At 44.4% G+C, this 23415-nt stretch carries 20 protein-coding genes and 1 pseudogene; 14 read left to right on the forward strand and 7 right to left on the reverse strand.

Annotated elements, in window-relative coordinates; translation table 11 throughout:
* Positions 1-14: 14 nt before the first annotated feature.
* Together MSWHS_RS10055 and MSWHS_RS10060 are read left to right on the forward strand one after the other, a co-directional pair.
* Entirely contained in the window at positions 15-3191 is a 3177-nt protein-coding gene (locus tag MSWHS_RS10055) for a type I restriction endonuclease subunit R (protein WP_052722688.1), read from the forward strand.
* 252 nt (positions 3192-3443) lie between these two features.
* Positions 3444-4172, forward strand: a complete 729-nt coding sequence (locus MSWHS_RS10060) for a M48 family metallopeptidase (protein WP_048127542.1) — start codon at positions 3444-3446, stop codon at positions 4170-4172.
* Positions 4173-4336: 164 nt separating this feature from the next.
* On the opposite strand, the pseudogene tnpB reads toward MSWHS_RS10060, so the two are convergent.
* Positions 4337-5447: pseudogene (gene tnpB, locus MSWHS_RS10065) on the reverse strand (IS200/IS605 family element RNA-guided endonuclease TnpB).
* A gap of 28 nt (positions 5448-5475) precedes the next feature.
* Between tnpB and tnpA the strand changes: the two are divergent.
* The gene (gene tnpA / locus MSWHS_RS10070; RefSeq protein WP_048159010.1) at positions 5476-5889 is read left to right on the forward strand and encodes an IS200/IS605 family transposase; all 414 of its coding nucleotides are present in this window, start codon (positions 5476-5478) and stop codon (positions 5887-5889) included.
* A gap of 40 nt (positions 5890-5929) precedes the next feature.
* On the opposite strand, the gene MSWHS_RS20355 is transcribed toward tnpA, so the two are convergent.
* The gene (locus MSWHS_RS20355) at positions 5930-6070 is read right to left on the reverse strand and encodes a hypothetical protein (RefSeq protein ID WP_156148104.1); all 141 of its coding nucleotides are present in this window, start codon (positions 6068-6070) and stop codon (positions 5930-5932) included.
* A gap of 378 nt (positions 6071-6448) precedes the next feature.
* Here MSWHS_RS20355 and MSWHS_RS10075 point away from each other — a divergent pair, with 378 nt between their 5' ends.
* From MSWHS_RS10075 to MSWHS_RS10110, 8 genes are all read left to right on the forward strand, one after another.
* Positions 6449-7255 carry an indole-3-glycerol-phosphate synthase gene (locus tag MSWHS_RS10075; protein WP_048159011.1) on the forward strand — a complete coding sequence of 269 codons (807 nt, stop codon included), beginning with the start codon at positions 6449-6451 and terminating at the stop codon, positions 7253-7255.
* A gap of 235 nt (positions 7256-7490) precedes the next feature.
* Positions 7491-8702: a tryptophan synthase subunit beta gene (gene trpB, locus MSWHS_RS10080; RefSeq protein ID WP_048127534.1), complete on the forward strand. Its 1212-nt coding sequence runs from the start codon at positions 7491-7493 to the stop codon at positions 8700-8702.
* Positions 8703-8715: 13 nt separating this feature from the next.
* Positions 8716-9531, forward strand: a complete 816-nt coding sequence (trpA, locus tag MSWHS_RS10085) for a tryptophan synthase subunit alpha (RefSeq protein ID WP_048130310.1) — start codon at positions 8716-8718, stop codon at positions 9529-9531.
* A gap of 46 nt (positions 9532-9577) precedes the next feature.
* On the forward strand, positions 9578-10690 hold the full coding sequence (gene trpD, locus MSWHS_RS10090; RefSeq protein ID WP_052722800.1) for an anthranilate phosphoribosyltransferase: 1113 nt from the start codon (positions 9578-9580) through the stop codon (positions 10688-10690).
* Positions 10687-11391 (forward strand): phosphoribosylanthranilate isomerase, encoded by a 705-nt coding sequence (locus MSWHS_RS10095; RefSeq protein ID WP_048127531.1) that lies wholly within the window; start codon positions 10687-10689, stop codon positions 11389-11391. The genes trpD and MSWHS_RS10095 overlap by 4 nt, the downstream gene beginning before the upstream one ends.
* Positions 11378-13093: an anthranilate synthase component I gene (gene trpE / locus MSWHS_RS10100; protein WP_048127529.1), complete on the forward strand. Its 1716-nt coding sequence runs from the start codon at positions 11378-11380 to the stop codon at positions 13091-13093. The genes MSWHS_RS10095 and trpE overlap by 14 nt, the downstream gene beginning before the upstream one ends.
* Entirely contained in the window at positions 13090-13299 is a 210-nt protein-coding gene (locus tag MSWHS_RS10105) for a hypothetical protein (RefSeq protein ID WP_048127527.1), read from the forward strand. Before trpE ends, MSWHS_RS10105 begins: the two co-directional genes overlap by 4 nt.
* A complete protein-coding gene (locus MSWHS_RS10110; RefSeq protein WP_048127525.1) occupies positions 13296-13898 on the forward strand; it encodes an aminodeoxychorismate/anthranilate synthase component II in 603 nt (200 codons plus the stop codon). Before MSWHS_RS10105 ends, MSWHS_RS10110 begins: the two co-directional genes overlap by 4 nt.
* Positions 13899-13941: 43 nt before the next feature.
* On the opposite strand, the gene MSWHS_RS10115 is transcribed toward MSWHS_RS10110, so the two are convergent.
* Positions 13942-14703 (reverse strand): hypothetical protein, encoded by a 762-nt coding sequence (locus tag MSWHS_RS10115; protein WP_048127523.1) that lies wholly within the window; start codon positions 14701-14703, stop codon positions 13942-13944.
* A gap of 444 nt (positions 14704-15147) precedes the next feature.
* On the opposite strand from MSWHS_RS10115, the gene MSWHS_RS10120 reads away from it, so the two are divergent.
* Together MSWHS_RS10120 and engB are read left to right on the forward strand one after the other, a co-directional pair.
* Complete coding sequence (locus tag MSWHS_RS10120) at positions 15148-16131, forward strand: DHH family phosphoesterase (RefSeq protein WP_048127521.1); 984 nt, start codon at positions 15148-15150, stop codon at positions 16129-16131.
* Between the two features lies 1 nt (position 16132).
* Complete coding sequence (gene engB, locus MSWHS_RS10125; protein WP_048127519.1) at positions 16133-16762, forward strand: GTP-binding protein EngB; 630 nt, start codon at positions 16133-16135, stop codon at positions 16760-16762.
* Positions 16763-16910: 148 nt separating this feature from the next.
* On the opposite strand, the gene MSWHS_RS10130 is transcribed toward engB, so the two are convergent.
* From MSWHS_RS10130 to MSWHS_RS10145, 4 genes are all read right to left on the reverse strand, one after another.
* Positions 16911-18617 (reverse strand): ATP-dependent DNA ligase, encoded by a 1707-nt coding sequence (locus MSWHS_RS10130; protein WP_048127517.1) that lies wholly within the window; start codon positions 18615-18617, stop codon positions 16911-16913.
* A gap of 95 nt (positions 18618-18712) precedes the next feature.
* Positions 18713-19711 (reverse strand): homoserine dehydrogenase, encoded by a 999-nt coding sequence (locus MSWHS_RS10135; protein ID WP_048127515.1) that lies wholly within the window; start codon positions 19709-19711, stop codon positions 18713-18715.
* 23 nt (positions 19712-19734) lie between these two features.
* On the reverse strand, positions 19735-20238 hold the full coding sequence (locus MSWHS_RS10140) for an amino acid-binding protein (protein ID WP_048127512.1): 504 nt from the start codon (positions 20236-20238) through the stop codon (positions 19735-19737).
* 658 nt (positions 20239-20896) lie between these two features.
* The gene (locus MSWHS_RS10145; RefSeq protein ID WP_231585381.1) at positions 20897-22012 is read right to left on the reverse strand and encodes a winged helix-turn-helix transcriptional regulator; all 1116 of its coding nucleotides are present in this window, start codon (positions 22010-22012) and stop codon (positions 20897-20899) included.
* Between the two features lie 263 nt (positions 22013-22275).
* On the opposite strand from MSWHS_RS10145, the gene MSWHS_RS10150 reads away from it, so the two are divergent.
* Positions 22276-23352, forward strand: coding sequence for a hypothetical protein (locus MSWHS_RS10150; RefSeq protein WP_052722689.1), 1077 nt, complete (start codon positions 22276-22278; stop codon positions 23350-23352).
* Positions 23353-23415 lie beyond the last annotated feature (63 nt).

Genomic DNA, 23415 nt, shown 5'->3' on the forward strand with positions numbered 1-23415 from the left:
AGAGTGTGCGTATAATGGCAGACGAATCCCAGCTCCAGATTGATGAATACACGCTTGTGGAAAAACCGGCTCTTGATTTATTTGAAAAGCTGGGATACAACTACATTGATGGGAAAAAGCTAAAAAAAGAGCCGCAGCAGTTCTTTTTGCTGGACATCCTGAAACGGAAGATTCAGGAGATAAATCCCTGGCTTGATGAAGTCGGGCTGAATAAGGCGGTCAGGGAGATCACGGTTGTTCAGGCGGCATCGCTTGTTGAGGCTAATGAGCTGCTGTATTACAAGCTGGTTAACTATACCAGTTTCAAGCAGGACCTGGGGTTTGGGAAGAAGTCGCAGACGGTTAAGTTTATTGATTTTGATGAGCCTGGGAAGAACGAGTTTACGGTTGTCAACCAGTTTTATGTTAAGAATAACGATTTTACGATCATTCCTGACCTTGTGGTTTTTGTAAACGGGATTCCGCTGGCTGTGCTTGAGTGCAAAAGCCCGAACTTGCAGGAGCCTATTGATGAGGCTATTTCCCAGCTTTTCGGGTACAGGGAGAAGAACGAGCAGTTCTTTTACCCGAACCAGATCCTTGTTGCTCTTGCACGGTACAGGGCGACTTATGCTTCCACTTTTTCGCCTGCAAAGTACTTCCTTGAGTGGAAAAAGCCGTATCCTCTGAACGAAAGGGAGCTTGCGGGCTGGCTTGGAAAGAAGGGGTTGGAGGGACAGAAAGTACCGGAAGATCAGGAGGGGCAGGATAGACAGGATAAGCAGGAAGGTCTGGCGGAACAGGAAAGACTGGAGAGCCGCCTGCTGCCTGCTCAGGATATTCTGCTGTACTCGCTTTTTTCAAAGGAAAATTTCCTGGACATTCTCAGGAGTTACATTGTTTTTGAAACCGAAAACAACGGTGTGAATAAAAAGCTCTGCCGGTACAACCAGTACATTGCAAGCAACAAAATTCTTGAACGGATGGCAGAGGGCAAAGGCGGGGTAATCTGGCATACTCAGGGGAGCGGAAAGTCGCTTACCATGACCTATACGGCTCTGAAAATCCGCAGGATTGAAAAAGTGCCGGGGACCTCGCTTGAAAATCCCTGCATCCTGATTGTAACGGACAGGAATGACCTTGATTCCCAGATATCAGGCACGTTTAAGAATTGCAGCTTCCCAAATCCCGTACCTGTGGAAAGCGTAGAGCAGCTAAAAGACGAACTGAAAACCCCCACTGGAAAGACTCTTTTTACCACGATCCAGAAATTTTCCTCGAAAAACGGCGAAACTTACCCCGAACTGTCCCGCTCGGAAAACATCATTGTCTTTGCTGACGAAGCCCACAGGAGCCAGTACGGGAAAGCGGGATACGGGAAAACGGCTGTGAAGGAAAGCAAAGAGGATGATAGGGTAAACACCAGCCTGGGCTGGGCTCTGAATATGCGGACGGCAATCCCGAAAGCCTTATTCATCGGCTTTACCGGCACTCCGATTGATAAAAACGACAAATCCACGCGCAGGGAGTTTGGAGATTATATTGACAGATACCTGCCAAAGCAGTCCATAGCCGACGGGGCAACTGTCCAGATCAAATATCAGGCAAGGCTTCCGAAAGTCCATATCCTGGGAAGCGAGCTTGACGTTGCTTTTGATTCCGAATTTGCTGATTACACCGACCTTGAACAGGAAGCGATCAAAGAAAAAGCCGGAAAATACAGGACAATTGCCGAAGACGAGGACAGAATAAGGGTCATCTGCAAAGATATTCTCGAACACTACACAACCGCTGTCAGGCCCGAAGGCTTCAAAGCGCAGATCGTAACCCCTTCAAGGGATGCAGCCGTTACCTACAAACGGATTCTGGACGAACTAGGGGCTCCTGAATCGGAAATCATCATCTCCTCAAGCCCAAAAGACGAACCGCACGCCGAAATCCGGAAGTACTACAGGACAAAAGCCCGGCAGAGGCAGATAATTAAAAAGTTCAGGAAACCGTTTGATGAAGAAAACAAACTGGCTTTCCTGATCGTCTGCGACATGCTCCTGACCGGCTTTGATGCGCCAATCGAGCAGGTCATGTACCTTGACAAGCCGCTCCGGGAACACAACCTCATGCAGGCAGTTGCAAGGGTAAACCGCCCCTACACCGAAAACAAAACTCACGGCTTAATTATCGATTACTGCGGGATTTCCAAGCGGCTCAAAGAAGCCCTTGACATTTTCAACGAAGGGGATATTGCAGGCTATCTCGAACACCTTATGGACGATGTCCCGAAAGCCGAGCAGGCGGCAAACAAGGTAAAAAGGTTCTTCAAAGACGCGCCTACAACTTACGATTCCGCCGAATACGTGGACAGGTGCGTGCTTGATGTCCTGAGCGCCGAAGATACGCGGATCAGGTTTGAAAGGGCTTTCAAGGAATTTGTCGCCCTTGTAAACAACATCATCCCCAATCCCGAAGCAAACCGCTTCAGGCAGGACGTCTACCTCTACGGCAGGATCTACAACTCGATGCGGACAAACTACAGCATAAAAGCCCCGAGTGTGCTCGAAGCTGTCCCCAAGGCTAAAGCGCTGATCCACGAATACCTCGAATCAAACGGCATCAAAGTCTTCCATGACCCTGTTTCCATTTACTCCTCCGAGTTCAATGACATCGTCAACAAAAAGACCTCACAGGAAGCAAAAGCAAGCCTGATCCAGCACAAGGTAAGGACCACGATCAGTAACCTTCTTAACACAAATCCTATTTACTACACCTCCCTCAGAGAAAAGCTCGAAAAACTGATTGCAGAGCATGAACAGGAGCTTATTTCCACCACAGCCTTCCTGGCTAACCTTGACAAAATCAAAGCCGGGCTTGATGTCGAAGTTGTTGCAAGAAAACACGGAATGAGCAGGGAAGAGTTTGCAGTTTTCCAGATGGTCAGGGCTGCTTATATCCAGCTTCAGGCCGGAGCCGAAAAAGCTTCCGTGAACCCTTCCGTTCACCTTACAGAAGAGGACGAGAAAAAGCTCGCAGGCGTTTCCCTCTCACTGTTTTCATCCTTGAACGGGCTTGCGGTAATCGACTGGAGGCAAAAACCCGAACAGCAAAAAATAATGCTTAAAACGATCAAAAGGGAATTGTATAAAATTGATTTTGACATCGAAACGGCTGAAAGGGAGAGCCATAATATTCTCAACCTTGCCAGGAACCTGCTGTAAATAGAAAATTGAATAAAAAAATGACTACAGATGATAAGGGAGCAAAGAGAAATATAATACATAAAATGGCCAAAATGAATTATATAAAAGTAAATTTTGGATAAAAATGGCTGAAATTGAAAGATAATATTCTCAACCTTTCCCGAAACTTACTGTAAATTATAACCTTGTTGTAAATCGGAAACTTGCTGTAAATAGCACAGATAACAGGGACCGATAACAGACCGATATAAACAGACAACGGGACTGACAATGGAGCAAATAAAAATCGGAAACACTCTTGTTGATTACCTTATAACCTATTCTTCCCGGCAGAAAACCATTGAGCTGGTAATTGATCTGGAATCCGGGTTTACAGTCAAAGCTCCGGGAAACATGACTAAAGAAGAGGTTGCTGCAAATCTTCGACGGAAAGCCAGCTGGATCATAACCAACCTCGACAAAATGAACGAGGTTATAAGAAATGAGACCCGGAAAGAATTTGTAAGCGGAGAAAAATTTCCGTACAAAGGCAAGCACTACAGGTTAAAAGTAGTGCAGATAAATGAAGAAATAATCCCATCCCTGACCTTTACCCACAGTAAATTCATAGCCCATGTGCCAGTAAATGTTCCTGAATTTGACTATCCCCGCATTATACAGCCTTTATTCATCAGTTTTTATCACGAAAAAGCAGAAAAAGTTCTCAACCAGAGGGCCAGAAAGTATCTGCTGTATTTTGAAGAAAAGCCTTCCCTGATAAAGATCCAGGCCTTGAAAAACAAGTGGGGAAACTGTTCAAAGACAAACCAGTTGAGGTTCAACTGGAGGGTTGTTATGGCTAAAATGTCAATTATCGACTATGTGGTCGTCCACGAGCTCTGCCACACGAAATATAAAGACCATTCAAAAGCTTTCTGGAATGAGGTGCAGAAAATCCTGCCGGACTATGAGGAAAGGAAAGAGTGGTTGAGGGTTCATGGAGATTTGCTGAAGATATAAATCTCAGGTCATCTCGTTATAGATCTGAATTTTAGCATTCTGATCTTTACAACATCATTCGCTGTTGTGAACTACCACTCAGCTAAAGACTGAGTGGTTTCTTGGTTCATTCCTCCCTCTATTGAAGGCAAGTCCCCAAGCTCATCCCCGTAGTCCCTACGGTGTCATAATCCAATTAGATTCTGATCTATGAGAGCGAATTTTTTGATATTGATAGCGGCATTAATGTCTCTATCGTGTTTGGTTTTACAGTCTGGACAAATCCATTCTCTGTCTTTTAGCTGAAGCTCTTTATTGTGGTATCCACACACTACATAGCTTAGAAGAGGGTTCAAATTGTCCTATTCTCAGGACGGTTTTTCCAAACCATTGAGCCTTATATTCCAACTTTGTTACAAAACTACTCCACGCAGAATCACTTATAGCCTGTGCTAAGTGATGATTCTTAACCATGCCTTTAACATTTAGAGTTTCCAGAGCTACAGCTTGGTTTTCGCTAACAAGTCTAAAAGAGAGTTTGTTCTGGAAGTCATTTCTCTGATTTGTTATTTTGTCATGGAGTACAGCAAGTCTTCGTTTAGCTTTTGCCCTGTTCTTAGAGCCTTTCTGTTTCCTTGAGACTCTTTTCTGTAATACTTTGAGCCTTTTAAGAGAGTTTTTCAAGTACTTTGGATTCTCAACCTTTTCTCCTGTTGAAAGGACAGCAAAGTCTTTGATACCTACATCAATTCCTACTGTTGTTGATTCTGTGAAAGCTTCCTTTACTGGAAGTTCTTTTCCATCTTCAACAAGGATACTGATGTAGTAATGTCCTTTACATGTCCTTGATACCGTAGCCGTTTTAGGCTCTCCTTCAAACTTCCTGTGAAGAACTGCTTTAATTGGTTCTATTTTTGGAAGCTTGATAGTATTATTTTCAAAGTTTACAGTGTAGTGTTGAGGTACAGGGAAAGACTGTATCGGATTCTTTTTTGATTTGAACTTTGGAAACCCTGTTTTCTCTCTAAAGAATCTAGTGAAAGAGGATTCAGCCTGCTTAGTCATCCCCTGTAATGATTGAGAGTTAACTTCTCCTAACCACTCATTAGAAGCCTTTAGAGTAGGAATTAATTTGTTTAAGTCAAATCTGGAAATTGATTCCCCTGTCTGCTCATAAGTTTTAATTTTCTGGTCAAGTGCCCAATTATAGACAAATCTACAGCTACCTATATGCTGATTCAATTGAATAGCTTGTGTAGTTGTAGGATAGAGTCTAAATTTGAACGCTTGCATCATACAAAGGCATTATATGCTTTAACAACACATGTACTTTTTGGTAAATACGAAGTATGAAACACGGAATCATAGCAAATTTTTGTTAATGTATCATGTTATTTTTGTTTGCAAATACCAAAAAGTCATACTTGAACCAATTAGCGAAGAACTCAAACAGATTATGATTGACATTTCAAAAGAGTCTAACTTTGAAATCCTTGAAATGGAAACTGACAAAGACCATATTCATTTCTTGATCAAGAGTGAGCCGAAAGTTAGCGTTTTGTCAATTGTCAGAAAATTGAAACAAGAATATACTAACAGGTTATGGAAAACTCAAAAAGAATATATGAAAAAGTATTATTGGGGTGAGAATACGTTATGGAGTGATGGTTATTTTGCGTCTATTATCGGAAATGTTAGTAAAGAGGCGGCAGAATATTACATACGGAATCAGGGTTGAAGTTGACGCTTATATCCCCTGAGCTAAAGACTCAGGGGTTTTACGCTTCTTCATATAAATCGTTCCTGTCACGCTCGACGCAGGAGAATGGTCTTACAAAAAGCGTGATTTTGAAGAGCCGCCAGCCAAGCTGGGGAGGACACATTACGGCTCTTCGTTGTTTTGTGTGGCTATTTCTCATAAAAACCAACGCGGTCTTGAAGTGAAAATCGTCTTATCCATAGAGAATGACAAAGAGCCATAATTACCTTTGATTTGAAAAACGGTTTTCGGGACCAAAAGAAGTGTTCCGATACTTGCAAACCTTCGGCATAGTAACGTCCTTTTTGTTTAAACTGCAGGGCAGGGTCAGCCGCTCTGCGCGGAAATGAATTGTCAGCAGTTAATTCTTCAGTCCGGCTCCCTGCAAAAATAACAGACTGACTCGCAGCCCACCAGAAAGCTTCATCCGGTCCTTGAAATTAGTCCACTCTTTTAACTCTCGTCATCATCCAAAACCTTTTTATAACAAGTATGGTATTAATCATTGTTGTACATAAATATACACCAGTGATACCATATGCACGATTCAATCCTTCACATCCTCAACACAACAAAAACCAGGGTCCAGGATCTTGGAGCCGACGTCCATAACGAAGACCCGCAGCCACAATTCCTGAAAAGGGACTTTATTGCCGCTGTAGCAGCTGTAAAGGCAGATGGCCGGATGCCGGTAATCGCGGAAGTCAAGCCTGCATCTCCTGGAAAGTGTTTCAGGGATATATCCCCGTCAGCGGCTGCTGAGCTTGCATGGGAGATGGAAGAAGCCGGAGCTGTTGCAATTTCCGTCCTTACTGAGCCAGGGATTTTCCGGGGTTCACTTGAAAATCTGAACGCGGTCAGGAGAACAGTCTGTTTACCGGTTCTGAGGAAGGACTTCATTATTGACAGGTTGCAGCTTGAAGAAGCGAGAAGCGACCTTATACTCCTGATCGCAGGCATCCTGGGACAGGAGCTCGACGGCTTTGTTGATCTTGCTCTTGAGAAGGGCTTTGAGCCACTGGTTGAAATTCACAACAGGGAAGAGCTTGAACTTGCGCTGGAAACCGACACAAAGCTCATCGGGATTAATAACCGGAACTTTGATACACTTAAAATTGACCTGGCTACCACAGAAGAGCTTGTACCCCTCATCAGGGAATACGACCTGGACCACGGGACCAGCCATATCATCATAAGCGAAAGCGGGATGAACCGTCCTGGAGATATCAGGCGCGTGATGCAAGCCGGGGCAGATGCTGTGCTGATAGGGTCTGCACTTATGGAAAGTGACTCCGTTTTTGAGAAAACTAAAGAATTCGTCCAGAGCGTTTGCTGGCGTGAATAACTGCTTTTCTTTGACTTATCGGAACTTTTAGCCTGTGGAAATAAGGTTGAAAAATCCGCTTTCATTTCAAAACTAAGACTATAATTCGGTTTCATAACATCACAGATCACGAGATCAGGAATTACAAAATCAGGAATTAAGAAATCAGGAATTAAAAAATCAGGAATTAAGAAATCAGGAATTAAGAAATCAGGAATAACAAAATCAGAAATCACGATACAAGGGAGTAATCAAATTGACAGGAACTAAAGTTTCAGAATTTCAGCTAAAAGGAAAGTACGGAAAATTCGGAGGGCAGTACGTACCCGAAGTCCTCATGCCGGCTCTGGAAGAGCTGGAGGCAGGGTATGAGAAGTACAGAAACGACCCCAAGTTCCTTTCAGAGCTTGACCACTACCTCAGGGACTTTGGGGGCAGGGAGACTCCTCTTTACCTTGCCCGGAACCTGAGCAAGAAATACGGAACAAAGATCTACCTCAAGCGAGAAGACCTGGTGCACGGGGGTGCCCACAAGCTCAACAACGCTATCGGGCAGGCCCTGCTTGCAAAGTTTATGGGAAAGACCAGGCTGATAGCTGAAACCGGTGCCGGGCAGCATGGGACTGCAACGGCCATGGTGGGAGCGACTCTCGGGTTTGAGACTATCGTCTACATGGGGGCAAAAGACATTAAACGCCAGCAGATGAACGCATACAGAATGGAACTCATGGGGACGGAGGTAAAAGCCGTGGAGACTGGCTCAAAGACCCTCAAAGACGCAATCAACGAGGCAATGCGAGACTGGGTCACCAACATAGGAAACACTCACTATTTGATCGGGTCGGTGGTCGGGCCTCATCCCTACCCTATGATCGTAAGGGACTTCCAGAACGTGATCGGGCGCGAGATAAAGGAGCAAGCGATGGAAAAAGAAGGCAGGCTGCCTGATTCTATCATCGCCTGTGCAGGCGGCGGGAGCAATGCTATGGGGAGTTTCCATCCCTTTATCGAAGACAGGGAGGTAAAGCTGATTGCCGTAGAAGCCGGGGGAAAAGCCCTGAAGTGTACGGAAAAAACAGCCCTTCACTCAGCTTCCCTCTGCGCCGGAGAAGAAGGAATCCTGCACGGAGCCCGGACAAAGGTGCTGCAGGACAAAAACGGGCAGATCCTTGAGTCCGAATCCATTTCTGCAGGGCTTGACTACTCAGGAGTAGGCCCGGAACTGGCTTACCTTTCGGAGAACGGCAGGGTTACAGCCCGCTATGTAACAGATGACGAGGCGCTTGAAGCTTTTAATGAACTGAGCCGGCTTGAAGGAATCATTCCTGCCCTTGAATCCTCCCATGCTCTTGCTTACCTTAAAAAAGCTGCCGAATCCGGGGAACTTGGAGAGTTTGTGGTTCTAAACCTCTCAGGAAGAGGGGACAAAGATCTGGAAACCGTCCTGAGCCTGAAGAGGGGGATCTGAAATGAGAACTGAAATGAAAACAGAAACGAGAGCCGAACTCAGAAGACAAAAAATTTCAGAAAAATTCGGCGAACTCAGGGAGAAAAAAGAAGGTGCCCTGATCGGCTATGTGATGGCAGGAGACCCCTCTGCAGAGGCAACATCAGGCGTTGTAAAAGCCCTGACAAACGGGGGTGCAGATATAATTGAACTCGGTTTTCCGTTTTCAGACCCTGTGGCTGACGGGCCAACTATCCAGGCAGCAGGACAGAGGGCACTTGCAGCCGGAATGGATATTGAACGTTACTTCGAGCTTGTCAGAGCCCTTGAGGTTGAAGTCCCTCTTGTGTGCATGACCTATTACAACCCGGTTTTCAGGTACGGAGTGGAAAAATTCGTAGAGCATGCCGCAGAAGCCGGAATAAACGGACTGATAATCCCCGATATCCCGGTAGAAGAAGCAGCTGACCTGAAGAACAGCTGTGAGAAACAGGGGCTTGACCTGATCTTTCTGGTCGCACCTACAACGACCGACACAAGAATCCGGAAGATCCTGGAGAGAGGTTCGGGCTTCATCTACCTGGTTTCAAGGCTCGGGGTTACGGGAACCAGAGCGGATGTTTCAGGTTCCACAAAAGAACTGCTTGCCAGGGTAAAAACCGACATTCCGAAAGCCGTGGGGTTCGGGATATCATCTGGAAAGCAGGCTGCAGAAGTCATAAAAGCCGGAGCAGATGCTGTAATTGTCGGCTCGGCTTTTGTACGGATTATCGAAGAAGGAAATGCCGTAAACGAAAAGCTGGAAGCCCTTGCAAGGGAACTCAAATTCGGCATACTTGAAGCAAATTAAAACAGGAAATTTCAGAGGGGATAAAAGAATGCAGGGAATAAAAGGAATGCAAGGAATGAAAGAATATATTAAAAAACTGGGAGAAGGCTGTGATCTAAGTTCGGAAGAAGCCGAAGCCGCACTGGGCGAGATTCTGAGCACAGCCGGAGATGGGGAGATAGGGGCATTTCTGCTTGCCCTCAAGGCAAAAGGAGAAAAACCCGAAGAAATCACAGGCTTTGTAAAAGGAATGAAGAAAGTCGCCAATATGATCCAGCCGGACGTTCCTTTCAGGCTTGTGGATGTCGTTGGGACAGGAGGAGACGGGCTTAACACAATCAATGTTTCAACAGCAGCTGCAATTGTTACTGCAGCAGCCGGAGTCCCTGTAGCCAAACATGGAAACAGGGCCGCCACCTCAATGACCGGGAGTTCTGACGTGCTTGAAGCCCTGGGGATCAAAGTGGATCTTGCCCCTGAAATGGTTAGGAGGGTAATAGAAGATATAGGCATAGGGTTCATGTTTGCCCCGGTTTTTCACCCTGCCATGAAGCGAGTTGCAGGGGTCAGGAAAAAGCTCGGGGTAAGGACGGTTTTCAATATCCTCGGGCCCCTGACCAACCCGGCAGGAGCGAAAGGGCAGGTCGTAGGGGTCTTTGATAAAAGCCTCTGTGAGCCAATAGCTTATGCTCTTGCTGAGCTCGGGATCGAACATGCGCTTGTGGTTAACGGGGACGGGATGGATGAAATCTCAAATGTGAGCGAAACCTATGTTGCTGAATTAAAGGATGGAAAAGTTTCCACATACACTATAACTCCGGAGTCTATGGGCATGCTGCGGGCAAAACCCGAAGACATAAAAGGAGGCACTCCGAAAGAAAATGCCTGTGACCTCCTCTGTATCTTTAAGGGCCAGAAAGGGCCAAAAAGGGACCTTGTTATCTTAAACGCAGCTGCAGCCCTGTATGTAAGCGGGATAGTGAGCTCAATCCGGCAGGCAATTCCCATTGCCGAAGATGCGATTGACAGCGGGAAAGTTATGGTTAAGTTCAACCAGTTCCGGAATTTCACTGTCGAACTTTCCAGGCAGGACGAAAAAGAGGGCTCTTGCTCGGAAGGAACGTTTCTTGCCTCTTCCAATACATCCTTGTTAAGCCCGGCTTCCGGGGAAAAGGCATGAAAACAAGGCCAAAAACCAGGGTGAAAATATGCGGGATCCACAGCCCCGAAGATATGGAACTTGCAGGTCTCTACGGAGCCGATGCCGTTGGTTTTATCACGGAAGTCCCTGTGGAAAGCCCTAGAAAACTCGATTCAGATACCGCTGCCGCCCTTATCGCAAAAGTCCCGAAATACCTTGACTCGGTAATGGTCATAATGCCTGAAACCTCTGCCTGCGCCCTGGAGCTTATCGAGAAAGTAAGGCCGGATATAGTACAGATCCACTCCAATCTTCCCCTTATCGAACTTGAAGTCATAAGGGAAAAAGCAGACATCCCTATAATAAAAACCCTTTCCGTGCCTGCCGGAAGGGGAGCTTCCAAACTCCAGAATTTTGTAAAACGGCTTCTTGAAGAGGTCCACGAGCTGGAAGAAAGCGGAGCTGTGGACAGTGTGCTTCTGGACTCAGGGGTTGCCGGAAAAACCGGCGGTACAGGCTGTATACATGATTGGGACCTCAGCCGGAGAATTGCAGAAGAAACAGAATTTCCCCTGATCCTTGCCGGTGGGCTTAAACCCGAAAATGTGCAGGAAGCCATCAGGGCAGTTTCCCCCTATGCTGTGGACACGGCTTCAGGGGTAGAGACCTATGGAAAAAAAGATGCTGTGAAAATCAGGACGTTTATTGAAGAAGTGAGGTGTGCCGATGCTTTCCTTTGATCTTGGAAAAAAAGAATTTCTGGAGCTTGTCTCCGGGCTTGAAAAGCCGGGTCTTGTCCAGCTCTTTGCAAAAGTTGAAGCTGGAGGTTCCTCTGCCTTCTCTCCCCTCAAACTTTACAGGGCCCTGAGAGATTCAGGGACAACAGGCTACTCCTTCCTGTTGGAGTCCGTAGAAAAGCAGGAAAGCAGGGCAAGATACTCCTTTGTTGGAAACGACCCCGATGCCGTGCTGAAAATAAGTGACCGAAAAGTTTCCCTTGAACTCCTGAACCAAAAAGCTTCTCCTCTTTTTGAAGCAATCTGTGCAAAGATGAAGGAAGTCTGCGGCCCGGAAACCGTAGAAAAGGAAAATGAATCTAAGATAAATGAAGGTTCTAAGAAAAATAAATGTTCGGAAAAATTAACGGCTGCAATTCCAGAGGGAAAAGATGTTTTTGATGCCCTTCGCCTGGCTTTTCTTCCGGCAAACGGGATAGAACTTCTCAATTCCAGACGTTTTGATAGGCAGACTTTCCTGGGTGGGGCTATCGGCTATACAGCATACGATGCGATCTATGACAGCTGGTTAGGGGTCAAAAAAAATTTTGAGTCAGACATCCCCGACCTTCAATACCTTCTCGTTTCGAAAAGTTTTGTCTTCGACCACCTGACTGAAGTGGTCTACATAGTTATCACCCCCTTCGTAATCCCGGGTTCGGATGCAGGAAAAATATACGATGAAGCATTTTCAGAGGCAGAAAAACTCTACTCTATAATTCAGAAAGTTGACCTATCGGAAGATGCAGTAGATGCAGTAAAGGCATCAGCAGAAGGAGCAATTGTATCAGGAGCAGCAGTTTCGAGCCCGTCTACAACATCAGGTTCAAATATACAGGTCTGTAGTGTTGACAGGTCGGGATTTGAGGAATCCGTACTCCAGGCAAAGGAGCATATTTTTGCAGGGGATGTTTTCCAGATAGTCCTTTCCAGAAAATGTGAGTTCATAATGGACCAGTCTCCTTTCAAACTTTATATGCAGCTCCGAGCAATAAACCCGAGCCCTTACATGTATATATTCGAGTTCGGGGACCTGGCAATTGTAGGGGCAAGCCCTGAAACCCTGCTTACCGTACACAAACGCACTGTTATAATAAACCCCATTGCAGGCACCTGCCCGAGGGGAAAGTCCGGAGCTGAAGACGAAGCCCTGGCTTCACATATGCTCAACGACGAAAAGGAAAGGGCGGAACATGTAATGCTCGTTGACCTCGGGCGAAACGATGTCCGGATGGTTTCGGAAAGCGGCTCAGTAAAGGTTTCCGGCTTCATGAAAGTCCTGAAATATTCTCATGTCCAGCACATAGAAAGCACGGTTTCAGGAACTCTCAGGCCCGAATGCGACCAGTTCGATGCCTTCAGGGCGGTTTTTCCAGCCGGGACCCTTTCAGGGGCTCCGAAAATCCGGGCAATGGAAATTATTTCCGAACTTGAAACAGCTCCGAGAGGAATCTACGGCGGCGGGGTAGGGTACTACAGCTGGAACGGAGACGCTGATTTTGCAATTGTGATCCGGACCCTGCTTATACAGGGAAAAAAGGCTTCAGTGCAGGCAGGGGCAGGGATTGTTGCGGATTCCGATCCTGCATATGAGTTCAGGGAAACCGAGCGGAAAATGGCAGCAATGCTCGTGGCTATTGGCGGAGAAATCCGGGTTGAAAAATGAATCCTGAGAATAGAAAATCAGATAAAAACCTAAGGAAACGGGAATCAACGAATGAATGGAAGATTACTATGGGGATGAGACCTGTGGAAAAAAATTTAAAACAAACTAATTCGGGAAAAATAGATTTAGAGAAAAGGCTTTCGGGAGAAAAAATAAGTAGAAAGATGAATCCGGAAGAAACGGTCGCAAGAGGTGCTTTCAGATGAAAATCATTTTCATAAACAATAAGGATTCCTTTGTATGGAACCTTGTGGACTATATTTCATACTTTGAAAAAGATACCCAGGTCCTTCCCAACACGGTTACTCTGGAAGAGTTAAGGGAAATAAAGCCTGATGCACTTGTAATTTCACCCGGACCCGGAAATCCGTCTGACCCGAAAGACATTGGAAACTGCCTGGAGATCATCAGGGAAATGGGCAGGGAAATCCCTCTTATGGGAGTCTGTCTGGGGCACCAGGCAATCAATGTAGCCTTCGGAGGGCCTGTCAGGAGATGTAAAGTGGGACCGGTACACGGAAAAAGTTCCAGGATCCAGCATACGGAATCTCCGCTCTTTACAACGCTTAAAGAGCAGTTCGAAGCCGGACGCTACCACTCCCTGGAGATTGGGGAACCGGCTCCCGGAATAAAAATAACTGCACGAGCAGAAGACGGAACCATCATGGCAGTCGAGCACGCAGAATACCCTATCTATGGCCTGCAATTCCACCCCGAGTCCGTGCTTACTCCAGAAGGATTAAAAATAATAGAAAGATTTCTGGAAATTTCGAGAAACTTTAAAAAAAGACAGCCGGCTGTTTAAAACAGCCAGAAACTTTATTCTGCTTTTCAGGCAGCATGGATTATTATTTTTCTTTTTCTGAAGTCCCGGTTTCAGGCTCTTCTTCAGCCTCTTCTTCGAAGAATTCCTCTTCTGTGAATTCCTCATTGGGCCTGTTGTCCTCATAGCCTGCTGGCTGAAGATTCTGCATGTCTGAAAATTCGCTTAGTGTCTGGGAAATAAGTTTAGGGTACATTACAACCTGCTCCCTGGTAACGAACCCATTATCTTCAGAAGCTTTTATAATTCCCTCCCTGGCAGTTTTTGCTGCATTGCTCAGATCTTGGAGTTGTTTTTTGTCTGCAAGGTAGCCAATTTCTTCCAGAGACATGGTTGTCCAGAGAGTTACAACCTCCATCTTTTTTGCAACGGCACCTTTCCCAATCATTTCAAGGGTCTTAACAGCACTTCCTGAAGTTTCAAGCATCTCCGCCTGAGCGGCTCCTTTTCCGATTTCCTGCACAGCCTTTGAGAAAGACCAGAGGGCGTTAGAGAAATCCTTTTCTATGGAAGGTTCCACAAGAGTGCCAATAACATCTACTGCATTGGATGCAACACTTTCAATCCGTTTCTGAACAGCTTTATTGCCGATATTCCGGAGGGAAATCGCAACCCTCTTTAAATCTGCCTCAAAATTTGAATCAGGCAACTCTATGTTGAGAAGTTCTTCCCCGAGTTCTCGGAGGTATTCAATATATTGGAGCGCATCGTATTCGTTCTGTTCCCTTAATGCCTTTTCTCCAGATTCTCCAAGTTCAATAGCTTTTTGTTGGTTCACTGAGAACATGTTTAAACCCCGTTATCAAATCCTGTAAAAAATACTGGTTTTGAGAATTTATTATTTATATAGGAATACTCTGATATTAGTCTTCCTATATTTGTGGAAATTTCTAGGGAGTTTTCAGGCTTTTGTTAAAAAAAGAGAGATATGTAACCCAAAAATAAAACAAAATATATTATAAAGTTATAATAAAAATACAACCCCTACAAACTGAGAATAAAAATACAACCCCTACAAACTGAGCAGGTAAAAATAGCCGAGAATTTTAAAAAAAGATAAAATTAACAATTAGAACACAGAACTTCTATAAAACCCTGGAACGAAATGAGAAAATCGGGTACCTTTCAAAAAGATCAAAATGAAAGGATACCTTTAAACGGAAAAGAATGAAATCAAAACGTCAACTACCCGCTAAATCCAAAGATTTAACGGGTTTCCTGCTGAGGATTTATGAAAGAACTCCAGAACCACCTTAAAGCAAAAACCCTGATCCTGACCCATGGAGACTCTGATGGGATATGTTCGGGAGCAATTGCAAAAAGTGCCTACCCGGAAGCATATGTTTACTTTACAAGTCCGGTCAGCCTTCTCGATAAGTTAGATTTCATTGAGGAAGTTGAGAATATTATAATCTGCGATATGGCAATCGAGGAAAGGCACTACTCTGAACTCCACTCAACACTTGAGAAATTCGCGGAGGAATGTAACCTCTATTACATAGACCACCATCCTCTTCCGGAAAAGTGGAAAAAAGAAGCCTGGTTTTATCACGATACGAGTGTATGTGCCTCCGAGCTGACCTACAGGGTCTTTGAAAATCTCCTGAACCAGGAAATGCGGAGGGTAGCAATCTACGGGGCTATAGGTGATTTCTGTGACAATACACCCTGTGTAAAGAGCTGGGTCAGAGACTGGGACAAAAGAAGCCTCTATTTCCAGGCTGGAACCCTGATCCAGGCAATACTCCAGAAAGGAAAAGAATACGATTTTAAAAGAACCCTGCTTGAACCCCTATCAAATGATGTTATTCCTTCAAATATCCCTGGTCTACTCGAGCTTGCCAGGGAAGCTGCAATTAATGAAGAGAAAATCCGGCTTTTTGTGAAAGAACATGTGGAAGTCCTGAAAAACAGCGCGTATATTGTAAATACGAATAACTCCATTTCAAAAGCAGCGATCTATGCAGCTTCCTACGGACATAGAGATGTGGGAATTGCAGCCGAGTACCGTGAGAGAAAAGGCGTATACGATCTTAGCATACGTTCCCGTGGAAAGGTGGATATAAATCGTATCCTGCGCTCGATTGCACCTAAGTTTGGAGGAAGCGGCGGCGGGCACCCTGTTGCAGCAGGAGCGCGTATCCCCGAAGATTCGCTGGCGGGTTTCCTCCGGGCTTTTGATGCCAGACTCGGGGAAGCAAGTGAGGTAAAATAAAATGGAAACCAGCAAGACTGCAGCTGAATGCGGCATAAATATTGAGATTATCTTTGTAGGGCGCTCAAACGTGGGCAAGTCCTCTCTTCTCAGGGAACTCTTCGGGGCAAAAGTAAGGGTTGGAAGACGCCCGGGTGTTACCCTGCGTCCCAGACACGCCCAGGAATCGGACCTTCTTGTCACGGATATGCCAGGCTTCGGCTTCATGAGCGGAGTGAAAGACCGGAAGCAGGATATTGTAAAAGACCAGACAGTACGCTATCTCGAAAAGAATGCAGAACGGATCAAACTCGGGGTCCTTGTAATAGACGCCCCGACTTTCCCTGAAGTAGTCGACCGCTGGGATTCAAGGAATCAAATTCCTATAGACGTTGAAATGTTTGATTTCATGAGGGAAATCGGTATTGACACAATCGTTGCTGCAAACAAGATGGACAAAGTAAAAGCAGCCGAGTATGCCCCTCTCCTTGACGAGGTTTCAGTTCGCCTCGGACTTGAGCCTCCATGGCAGAACTGGAAGCATATCATTGCTCCAATAAGTGCAAAAAAAGATGATTTGAAGGCCTTAAAGGGACTTCTCCGGGATAGGCTGCACGAAATGAAAAGAGACGACCTGTTCAAGTATATTTAATCCATCCTTAAACAGGTACATCATTTTTACTTTTTTTACCCTTTTTATCAGTTTTTTAACTCAGCAATTTTTGCTCCTCGAACTCATCTTTAAACATTTAGCGGAAGCATGGCTTTCTGAATAAACCTTTATGGTAGAGATAAGCCTTTTAAAGCCTTTTCAGCTGCTGGCTGTAGACGCGCCTGATTCGCTGGATTGTATCTGCTTCTTCGGGGTCTTTATCGTCCCGGATGCGGATGAAGCGGGGAAAACGCAGTGCAAAGCCTGAGTCGTAGTTGGGGCTTTTCTGGATTTCCTCAAAGGCAATTTCCAGAACAACTTTCGGTCTTATGGCAAATACTCCTCCGGTTTCCCCTCCTTCCATTAACCCGGAGAGCATCTCTGTGAGTTCTTTTAACTGCTCATCAGTAAGCCCTGTACCAACCTTGCCGACCTGCATGAAGCGAGAGGTTTCGGGGTCATAGCAGGCAACTGAATACGAGCCTATCAGGTTTGCCCTGCGCCCAAAACCCCATTCTGCCCCCACGACCACAAGGTCAAGGGTTTCCATAAGGGGTTTTTTCTTCAGCCAGTTTTTACCCCGCTTGCCGGGGGAATATAACGAGTTAGGATTTTTGACCATGACGCCTTCGTGCCCGGCTCTTAAGGCTTCCCTGTAGATCTTCTCCACAACCTCGAGGTCTCCGGTTATCACCTGCTCGTCCACGCAAATGGATTTTGAGTTCTCAACTGAGCTCTCCACACAGGACTCAAGCGCTTTTCGCCGCTCAACAAGAGGAAAATCAATCAGGGTTTTGCCGTTCAGGTACATGATGTCAAAGAGGTTGAGCTGGATAGGAATTCCGAGCATTTTTTCTTCAACATCGTACTTGCGCCGGAAACGCTTAAGGATCTCCTGAAAGGCTTTTGGCCTTCCATTTTCGTCTACTGCAACGGCTTCTCCGTCAAGGATTGCGGACTCAGCCTTTACATGTTTCCGGACTATTTCGACAAGGTCAGGGAGGGAATTTGTGACGTTTTCAAGCTTGCGTGAAAAAAGAGTGACAGAATTTCCGCTCTTGTGGATCTGGACTCTTGCCCCGTCGAATTTCCACTCAATTGCAGCTTCTTTCATATCCCTGATATCGGCATCTATATCAGGGCTGATCTGCGAAAGCATCATTTTTATGGGGCGGTTAATTTCTATCCCGAGACTCTTGAGGGATTCTATCCCGCCTTTCTTGGCAGCTGCCGCCACTATCCCGAGATCATTTGTAACCATGAAGGAATGTTCCACCACCTCTGCAGGGACGGAAAAAGCTTTAGCAATGGCATCCCTGACAACTCCCTCTCCTACGCCTATGCGGAGTTCTTCAAGAGCAAGCCTGGAAATGTATTTTGCCTCCCTCGGGGTTGATGAAGTAAATAGAAACTGAAGGTTTCTGACCTTAACTTCCTGTGATCCTTTTCCCGAAGCTTCTGAAGCCGTCTTGAAACGCTGGTAAACCTCAGTTATTGAAAGCTCTGGCTGCTCTTCGAGGAAAGAAGAAAATGTCACCTGATTTTTTCTTTTTTCCTTTAAAATAAGGAGTGCTGTATCCCCGATGTCTCCAGTGGTCCGTATAAGAGATTCTATACTTTGTATAGACATGCCTGAGGCTTTGGAAAGGGAAACATAAAGCAAACTTGTCCCAATCCCGAGCTGCTCTCCACTCCAGGCAGGAAAAACCTCACTCATGATAAAGTGAGTTGCAAGAGGAAGCTCTTCGACATCAACCTTTTTGAGAAGGTCAGCAACCTTATTTGTAGTTTCTATAGTGCTCGATATCTTTTCAATCGCCTGGCAGGTTTCTGCAAATTCCCTGAAGCTTGTCATGGTCCACGCAGCTTTTTCGTTTTATATTTTTTTCAGATTCTGGTCTCTGAAAACCGATATTTTCAGTAGTCTCTGAAGACCGATATTTTCAGTAATTACTGATTTCCGTAAATTGCAACCAGGTCGCTGAGAACTGCGCTTGCTGTTTCGATCGGGCCTGCACCTTTGCCTGTAACCGTAATTTCTCCTGCAAGCTCAGTGTTTATAGAAGCTACATTAAGGGTGCCTCTTACAGCGAGGGGATGGTTGATAGGCACAAGCCTTGGAGCAACATGTATTCTTTCCCTGCTGACTTCTCCTATAAGCTTGATCACATGCCCTTTTTCATAAGCCATTTCCAAGGCTTCAGGCGTTATCTTCGTGATTCCTGTAACCTCGGCGTCCTTATATGTTGCATCAAGTCCGAAAATTGCATTGGCAAGAATTACCAGTTTGCAGGCTGTATCAATTCCTTCTACATCATATTTCGGGTCGGTTTCGGCAATTCCGAGTTCCATGGACTCGGCAAGAATGTCCTTATAAGTTGCCCTTTCCTCGAGCATTCTGGTGAGGATATAGTTACATGTCCCGTTAAGAATTCCTTTGATGCTTCTGAGCCTATTTCCTGCAAGGACTTCATTTGCCAGGTTAATAATTGGCATAGAGCCGCCGACTGTGGCTTCGAACCTGAAGTTTGACCCAGATGCTTTTGCAGCCTCCATCAGTTCTGTGTACTTCAGGGTAAGAGGTCCTTTATTGGAGGTAATAACATCTTTACCGATCTCAAAGGCTGTAAGCATGTTCTGAAGACCTGCTCCACCAGTGACTATATTTGTAGGGGTTGTTTCTATTACCAGCTCATGGTCTACGGACTTTATAACCTCAACGCCGGTGAGCTTTTCTATAGCAACCGTGCCCATCGTTCTCTTGCGGGCAAGGCAGTCGGCCAGATCCACTCCTTCAGGGTTAACAGTAGCCCCTTTAGAATCAACAACTGCAACCACCAGAACTTCCAGCCCTATACTTTCCAGGTACTCTTTTTTCATAAGGAGTACCTCGGCTACACCCTGTCCAATTGCACCAAATCCTAGAATAGAGCAGCGCACTGTTTTCATGTTTTCAAATCTCCTAAGTTTTTTCAGGCATGGATGTCTATTGGAAGAACCATAAGCAGGTCTTTTCTTACCGAGACTTTTTTAAGGATGTCAAGTGCCTTTTGCAGATCCTCTTTACCCACAGCATCGATCCTGATCAGAGCTGAAGAAAGCAGATTAATACCTGGCATGGTTAGCGAGAGGTCAACTACTTCCGCAAACCCGGTCTTATCAATCTCATCAATCGTATCCTGGATCCCTGTATGAACCACATGCCCTATAAGGACTACATTTATGCTTTCTCTGAAACGGTGTTCTCCAACCCTTACAACTTTTATCCCGTTTTCCTCAAGTTTTGCTTTTATTGCTCCGATATTTTCAGGCTTAATCTCAAGTACAAGCTGTACAGGCACTGTTTTTCTGGGGGTCCGCTTCTGGTGGTGGTGTAAAACAGTTATCAGGTTAGCCTTGAATTCCGAAAGAGGCTGGAGGGCTAAAAGCATCTGCCCGGGCACATCTTTTAATTCAATGTCCATGGAAACTCGCATACTGTCCCTCATGCAATTTATAATAATCCAATATAAAGTCTAAGTAATAATGTATCAATTTAATAAATGTATCAATGTATTAATTTAATAAATGTATCAAATTTAATATTTAGTAATCTTGTTCAGTCAGCTTACTTTCAAGGTTATAATTAGATATCAACGTATGGACACAGATCCAATTGACACAGATCCAATTGACACAGATCCAATTGACACAGATCCAATTTATACTGTTTAAAGCTGATTTCATAACTTTATTTCATAACTTTATTACTAACTTGTCTGCTGGTGAATCCTGTATTATAAATTTAATTCCTGTTATGATTTTATTATTCAAGTTGTTACTTCTGTCCTGTAATTCTTTATTTTGATTAAGATCTTAATCCTGACACAAAATCTCCGTCAGCCATACCTTAGAGATATTTACCCTGATTTTTACCATAATAATACAGTTTACATTCATGGCATTCTCTGGAATATAGAAGGTAATCATATATAAAAGAAGCAAAAAGGGTATCAAGAAATATTATGTCCCAGATCTTTCAAACCTTTATTAATCTTTCCTGCTGCTTAGTAGATGAATTCCATTATATAGTTTGCTATTTACGGTGTTGCTATTTACGTGTTTTCAAAAGACGTAAAGTAAAATATTATTTTTTTACAAAGTGCTATTTTCTCCTTGCTCCTTCTTGCTCTGGGACCCAGCCTGTTTGATAACCTCTCCATCGGGAATTCGGATTATGTTTCCTCTACCCCTTTTGAATTTTTCAACCAATCCGCGTTCTTCAAGATCCGAAAGCATAAGGCTTACTTTGGATTCCGAATACGGGGACTTTTTACGGAGTTCTCTCTGAGTAATTCGATTTCCATTACCTCGGATCAGATTTAGAATCTCTTTCAGATCATCGGGGAGATTTGTTTCAGGGCTTTCCAGATCGTTGGGACTCAACGAGTCAAATTCAAATTCCTCTTCCGAGGGATTAATATCTTCAGACAAGGGATTAATATCTTCAGACAAGGGATTAATATCTTCAGACAAGGGATTAATAGATACCGTTGAATCTTCCGGCAGCTTTACATTTTGCTGCACAGGAATCTCTGTCTCAGATATGTTTCCGGTCTGTTCTTCAACTTTAAGAGATGCAGGATGCTCATAGTCGGTCTCTGAAGCTTCAATAGAACCGGCTTTTCCGGGTTCTGCGCTTCCTGGGGTTTCTACCGCTATTGTGAAATTTTCAGGTTCTGATTCGTTTATAGTTTCTGTTTTACCCTGGGAACCGGCTGCCTTTTCAGGTGGTTTTCGTTTTCCCTTTTTTAAGAAATAACCAGCTATTAGCAGGATACAGAGTGAAAGTAAAGCAAAAGCTAAAACAGTATTTTGTGAGCTTGCTTGAGATTGGTGCTCTGTTTGAAATTGGGGAGCTACTTGCTCAAAATTCAGGTCAACATTTTCAAAATCCTCTCCCTGGTTAAGAAGATCTTCCTGATAAGCAGGGAAAAGCAGAAGGTCGCGGACGTATTCCCCTTCATCGGTGTCGGAAACTATAAACTCTTCTTTAGCCGTATAAACTATAGTATCTTCTTCAAAATAATTGGCAGTTATCAGGTATGTTCCCGGAGTAAGATTAAAAGAATATTTAGCATCTGTTGCAACAAAGGACTGCTCTGGGGTAGAGTTGATCTCAACTATTGAGTTTTCCAGGGGTTTGAAGCTGTACCACTCATACACGGTTCCGTGAATAGTCACCGCAAGTGCGTTCCCCTGAACACACATTAGGAAAATGAATACACAGGCGATCTTGCAGAGCTTTCTAAAATTCACGAAGCCTTAAATGGTTTTTTAGCATAAATCTTTTACTTTTCCTTCCCATAAGTTCAGAAATACTGAAGGCAAATTAAAGTTTTATCAAGAAAACAAAGATCCTATCAAGCTTGGAAGCCCAGATATTATCATTAATCAGTCTTATTCCGAAAAGTATACTTATATGTCCCTATCTCAATATGACAGTATCTTAACTTGCCAAAGGAGGCAGTCAGATGAAAAAATCAAGAATTCTTCAATATCTGGCTTATGTTACATTTATATTAATATTATTCTATGTACTGCCTGGAGGATCACTTGCTGCTAAGGACTCATCAGAGCATGGAAGTGGGATCCAGTATACAGGCGAGAGTACTACAGGTCCAGAAACAAGTTTAGGAAATAACGAAAAAAACAATCCAGATGATGTTAGTGGCACTGATAACTCCTATCCTGAAAAGGAGCTGGACCAGGAAAAAGTCCAAACACAGGTTAAAGACAGGATTTCTTCGTATAAACTTGAAAGAATACAGATACAAGAAGAGCTTCAACTACAGAAGGATGAATACCGGGAAGCAAAAGAAGATTTTCTTGAGATAAGAAATCAAATCCGAACAGGAAAGCTTAATCCCAATTCTGAAGAAGCCGTAAATGCCACAAGACTCTACCTTAACTCAAGTATTAGTTATATGATAGTCTACCTGGAAAACGTTAAAACAAATATTCAGCACTCAAATGGCAATGGAACAGAAGAAAGAATCATTGCCATAGACGAGAACATAAAACTGCTTGAGGCTGAACAGGCAGAACTTGGAAACACTTCCAGTCAGCAGGAATTTGTAGTTAAGGCCCAATCTGTGCGTGGAATATGGAATAATTCGCAGAAGGCCAGCCTGACAGGCGCAGGGCAGACAGTTAGCGGGAGAATTGGAGAATTCCTTGACAAATCCAGGGACCTCTCCGAAAAACTCGAGACTGAGATTGAAAACCTGAATGAGACCGGGGTTAATACAGCTGATCTTGAGACAAGACTTACCAGTTATAAATTATATTTAAAAGCTGCTCAGGAGAAAAAAGAAGCTGCAGATTCTATTTATGAAGACAAAAACGCTACCCGGGAAAACCTTGGAGTGGCAAACAATTACCTGCGTGAATCTCTCAATAATGTCAACAGGGCAAACCAGATACTCAGAGTAATTTTCGACGACCTGAAGGAGTATAATCTCGAAGAAGTTAACGAAACTGGAGTCAAAAATAGCACCGAAACCGAACATAATAATACCATAAGTATAAACAATACTAATAATAATTAATCTGTATAAATGACACTCCTGTAAACGGGACAAAAAGGAGTAGCAAATAGTAGCTTAAGAACG

Origin of the sequence: Methanosarcina sp. WWM596 (genome assembly GCF_000969965.1) — an archaeon.
Taxonomy (GTDB): Archaea; Halobacteriota; Methanosarcinia; order Methanosarcinales; family Methanosarcinaceae; genus Methanosarcina.

What these genes read in the sequence shown, in the direction of transcription:
- MSWHS_RS10055 (WP_052722688.1), top strand. Translation starts at nt 15, where the DNA reads ATGGCAGACGAATCCCAGCTCCAGATTGATGAATACACGCTTGTGGAA.
- MSWHS_RS10060 (WP_048127542.1), top strand. Translation starts at nt 3,444, where the DNA reads ATGGAGCAAATAAAAATCGGAAACACTCTTGTTGATTACCTTATAACC.
- tnpA (WP_048159010.1), top strand. Translation starts at nt 5,476, where the DNA reads ATGTACTTTTTGGTAAATACGAAGTATGAAACACGGAATCATAGCAAA.
- MSWHS_RS20355 (WP_156148104.1), bottom strand. Translation starts at nt 6,070, where the DNA reads ATGAGAAATAGCCACACAAAACAACGAAGAGCCGTAATGTGTCCTCCC.
- MSWHS_RS10075 (WP_048159011.1), top strand. Translation starts at nt 6,449, where the DNA reads ATGCACGATTCAATCCTTCACATCCTCAACACAACAAAAACCAGGGTC.
- trpA (WP_048130310.1), top strand. Translation starts at nt 8,716, where the DNA reads ATGAAAACAGAAACGAGAGCCGAACTCAGAAGACAAAAAATTTCAGAA.
- trpD (WP_052722800.1), top strand. Translation starts at nt 9,578, where the DNA reads ATGCAAGGAATGAAAGAATATATTAAAAAACTGGGAGAAGGCTGTGAT.
- MSWHS_RS10095 (WP_048127531.1), top strand. Translation starts at nt 10,687, where the DNA reads ATGAAAACAAGGCCAAAAACCAGGGTGAAAATATGCGGGATCCACAGC.
- trpE (WP_048127529.1), top strand. Translation starts at nt 11,378, where the DNA reads ATGCTTTCCTTTGATCTTGGAAAAAAAGAATTTCTGGAGCTTGTCTCC.
- MSWHS_RS10105 (WP_048127527.1), top strand. Translation starts at nt 13,090, where the DNA reads ATGAATCCTGAGAATAGAAAATCAGATAAAAACCTAAGGAAACGGGAA.
- MSWHS_RS10110 (WP_048127525.1), top strand. Translation starts at nt 13,296, where the DNA reads ATGAAAATCATTTTCATAAACAATAAGGATTCCTTTGTATGGAACCTT.
- MSWHS_RS10115 (WP_048127523.1), bottom strand. Translation starts at nt 14,703, where the DNA reads ATGTTCTCAGTGAACCAACAAAAAGCTATTGAACTTGGAGAATCTGGA.
- MSWHS_RS10120 (WP_048127521.1), top strand. Translation starts at nt 15,148, where the DNA reads ATGAAAGAACTCCAGAACCACCTTAAAGCAAAAACCCTGATCCTGACC.
- engB (WP_048127519.1), top strand. Translation starts at nt 16,133, where the DNA reads ATGGAAACCAGCAAGACTGCAGCTGAATGCGGCATAAATATTGAGATT.
- MSWHS_RS10130 (WP_048127517.1), bottom strand. Translation starts at nt 18,617, where the DNA reads ATGACAAGCTTCAGGGAATTTGCAGAAACCTGCCAGGCGATTGAAAAG.
- MSWHS_RS10135 (WP_048127515.1), bottom strand. Translation starts at nt 19,711, where the DNA reads ATGAAAACAGTGCGCTGCTCTATTCTAGGATTTGGTGCAATTGGACAG.
- MSWHS_RS10140 (WP_048127512.1), bottom strand. Translation starts at nt 20,238, where the DNA reads ATGCGAGTTTCCATGGACATTGAATTAAAAGATGTGCCCGGGCAGATG.
- MSWHS_RS10145 (WP_231585381.1), bottom strand. Translation starts at nt 22,012, where the DNA reads ATGTGTGTTCAGGGGAACGCACTTGCGGTGACTATTCACGGAACCGTG.
- MSWHS_RS10150 (WP_052722689.1), top strand. Translation starts at nt 22,276, where the DNA reads ATGAAAAAATCAAGAATTCTTCAATATCTGGCTTATGTTACATTTATA.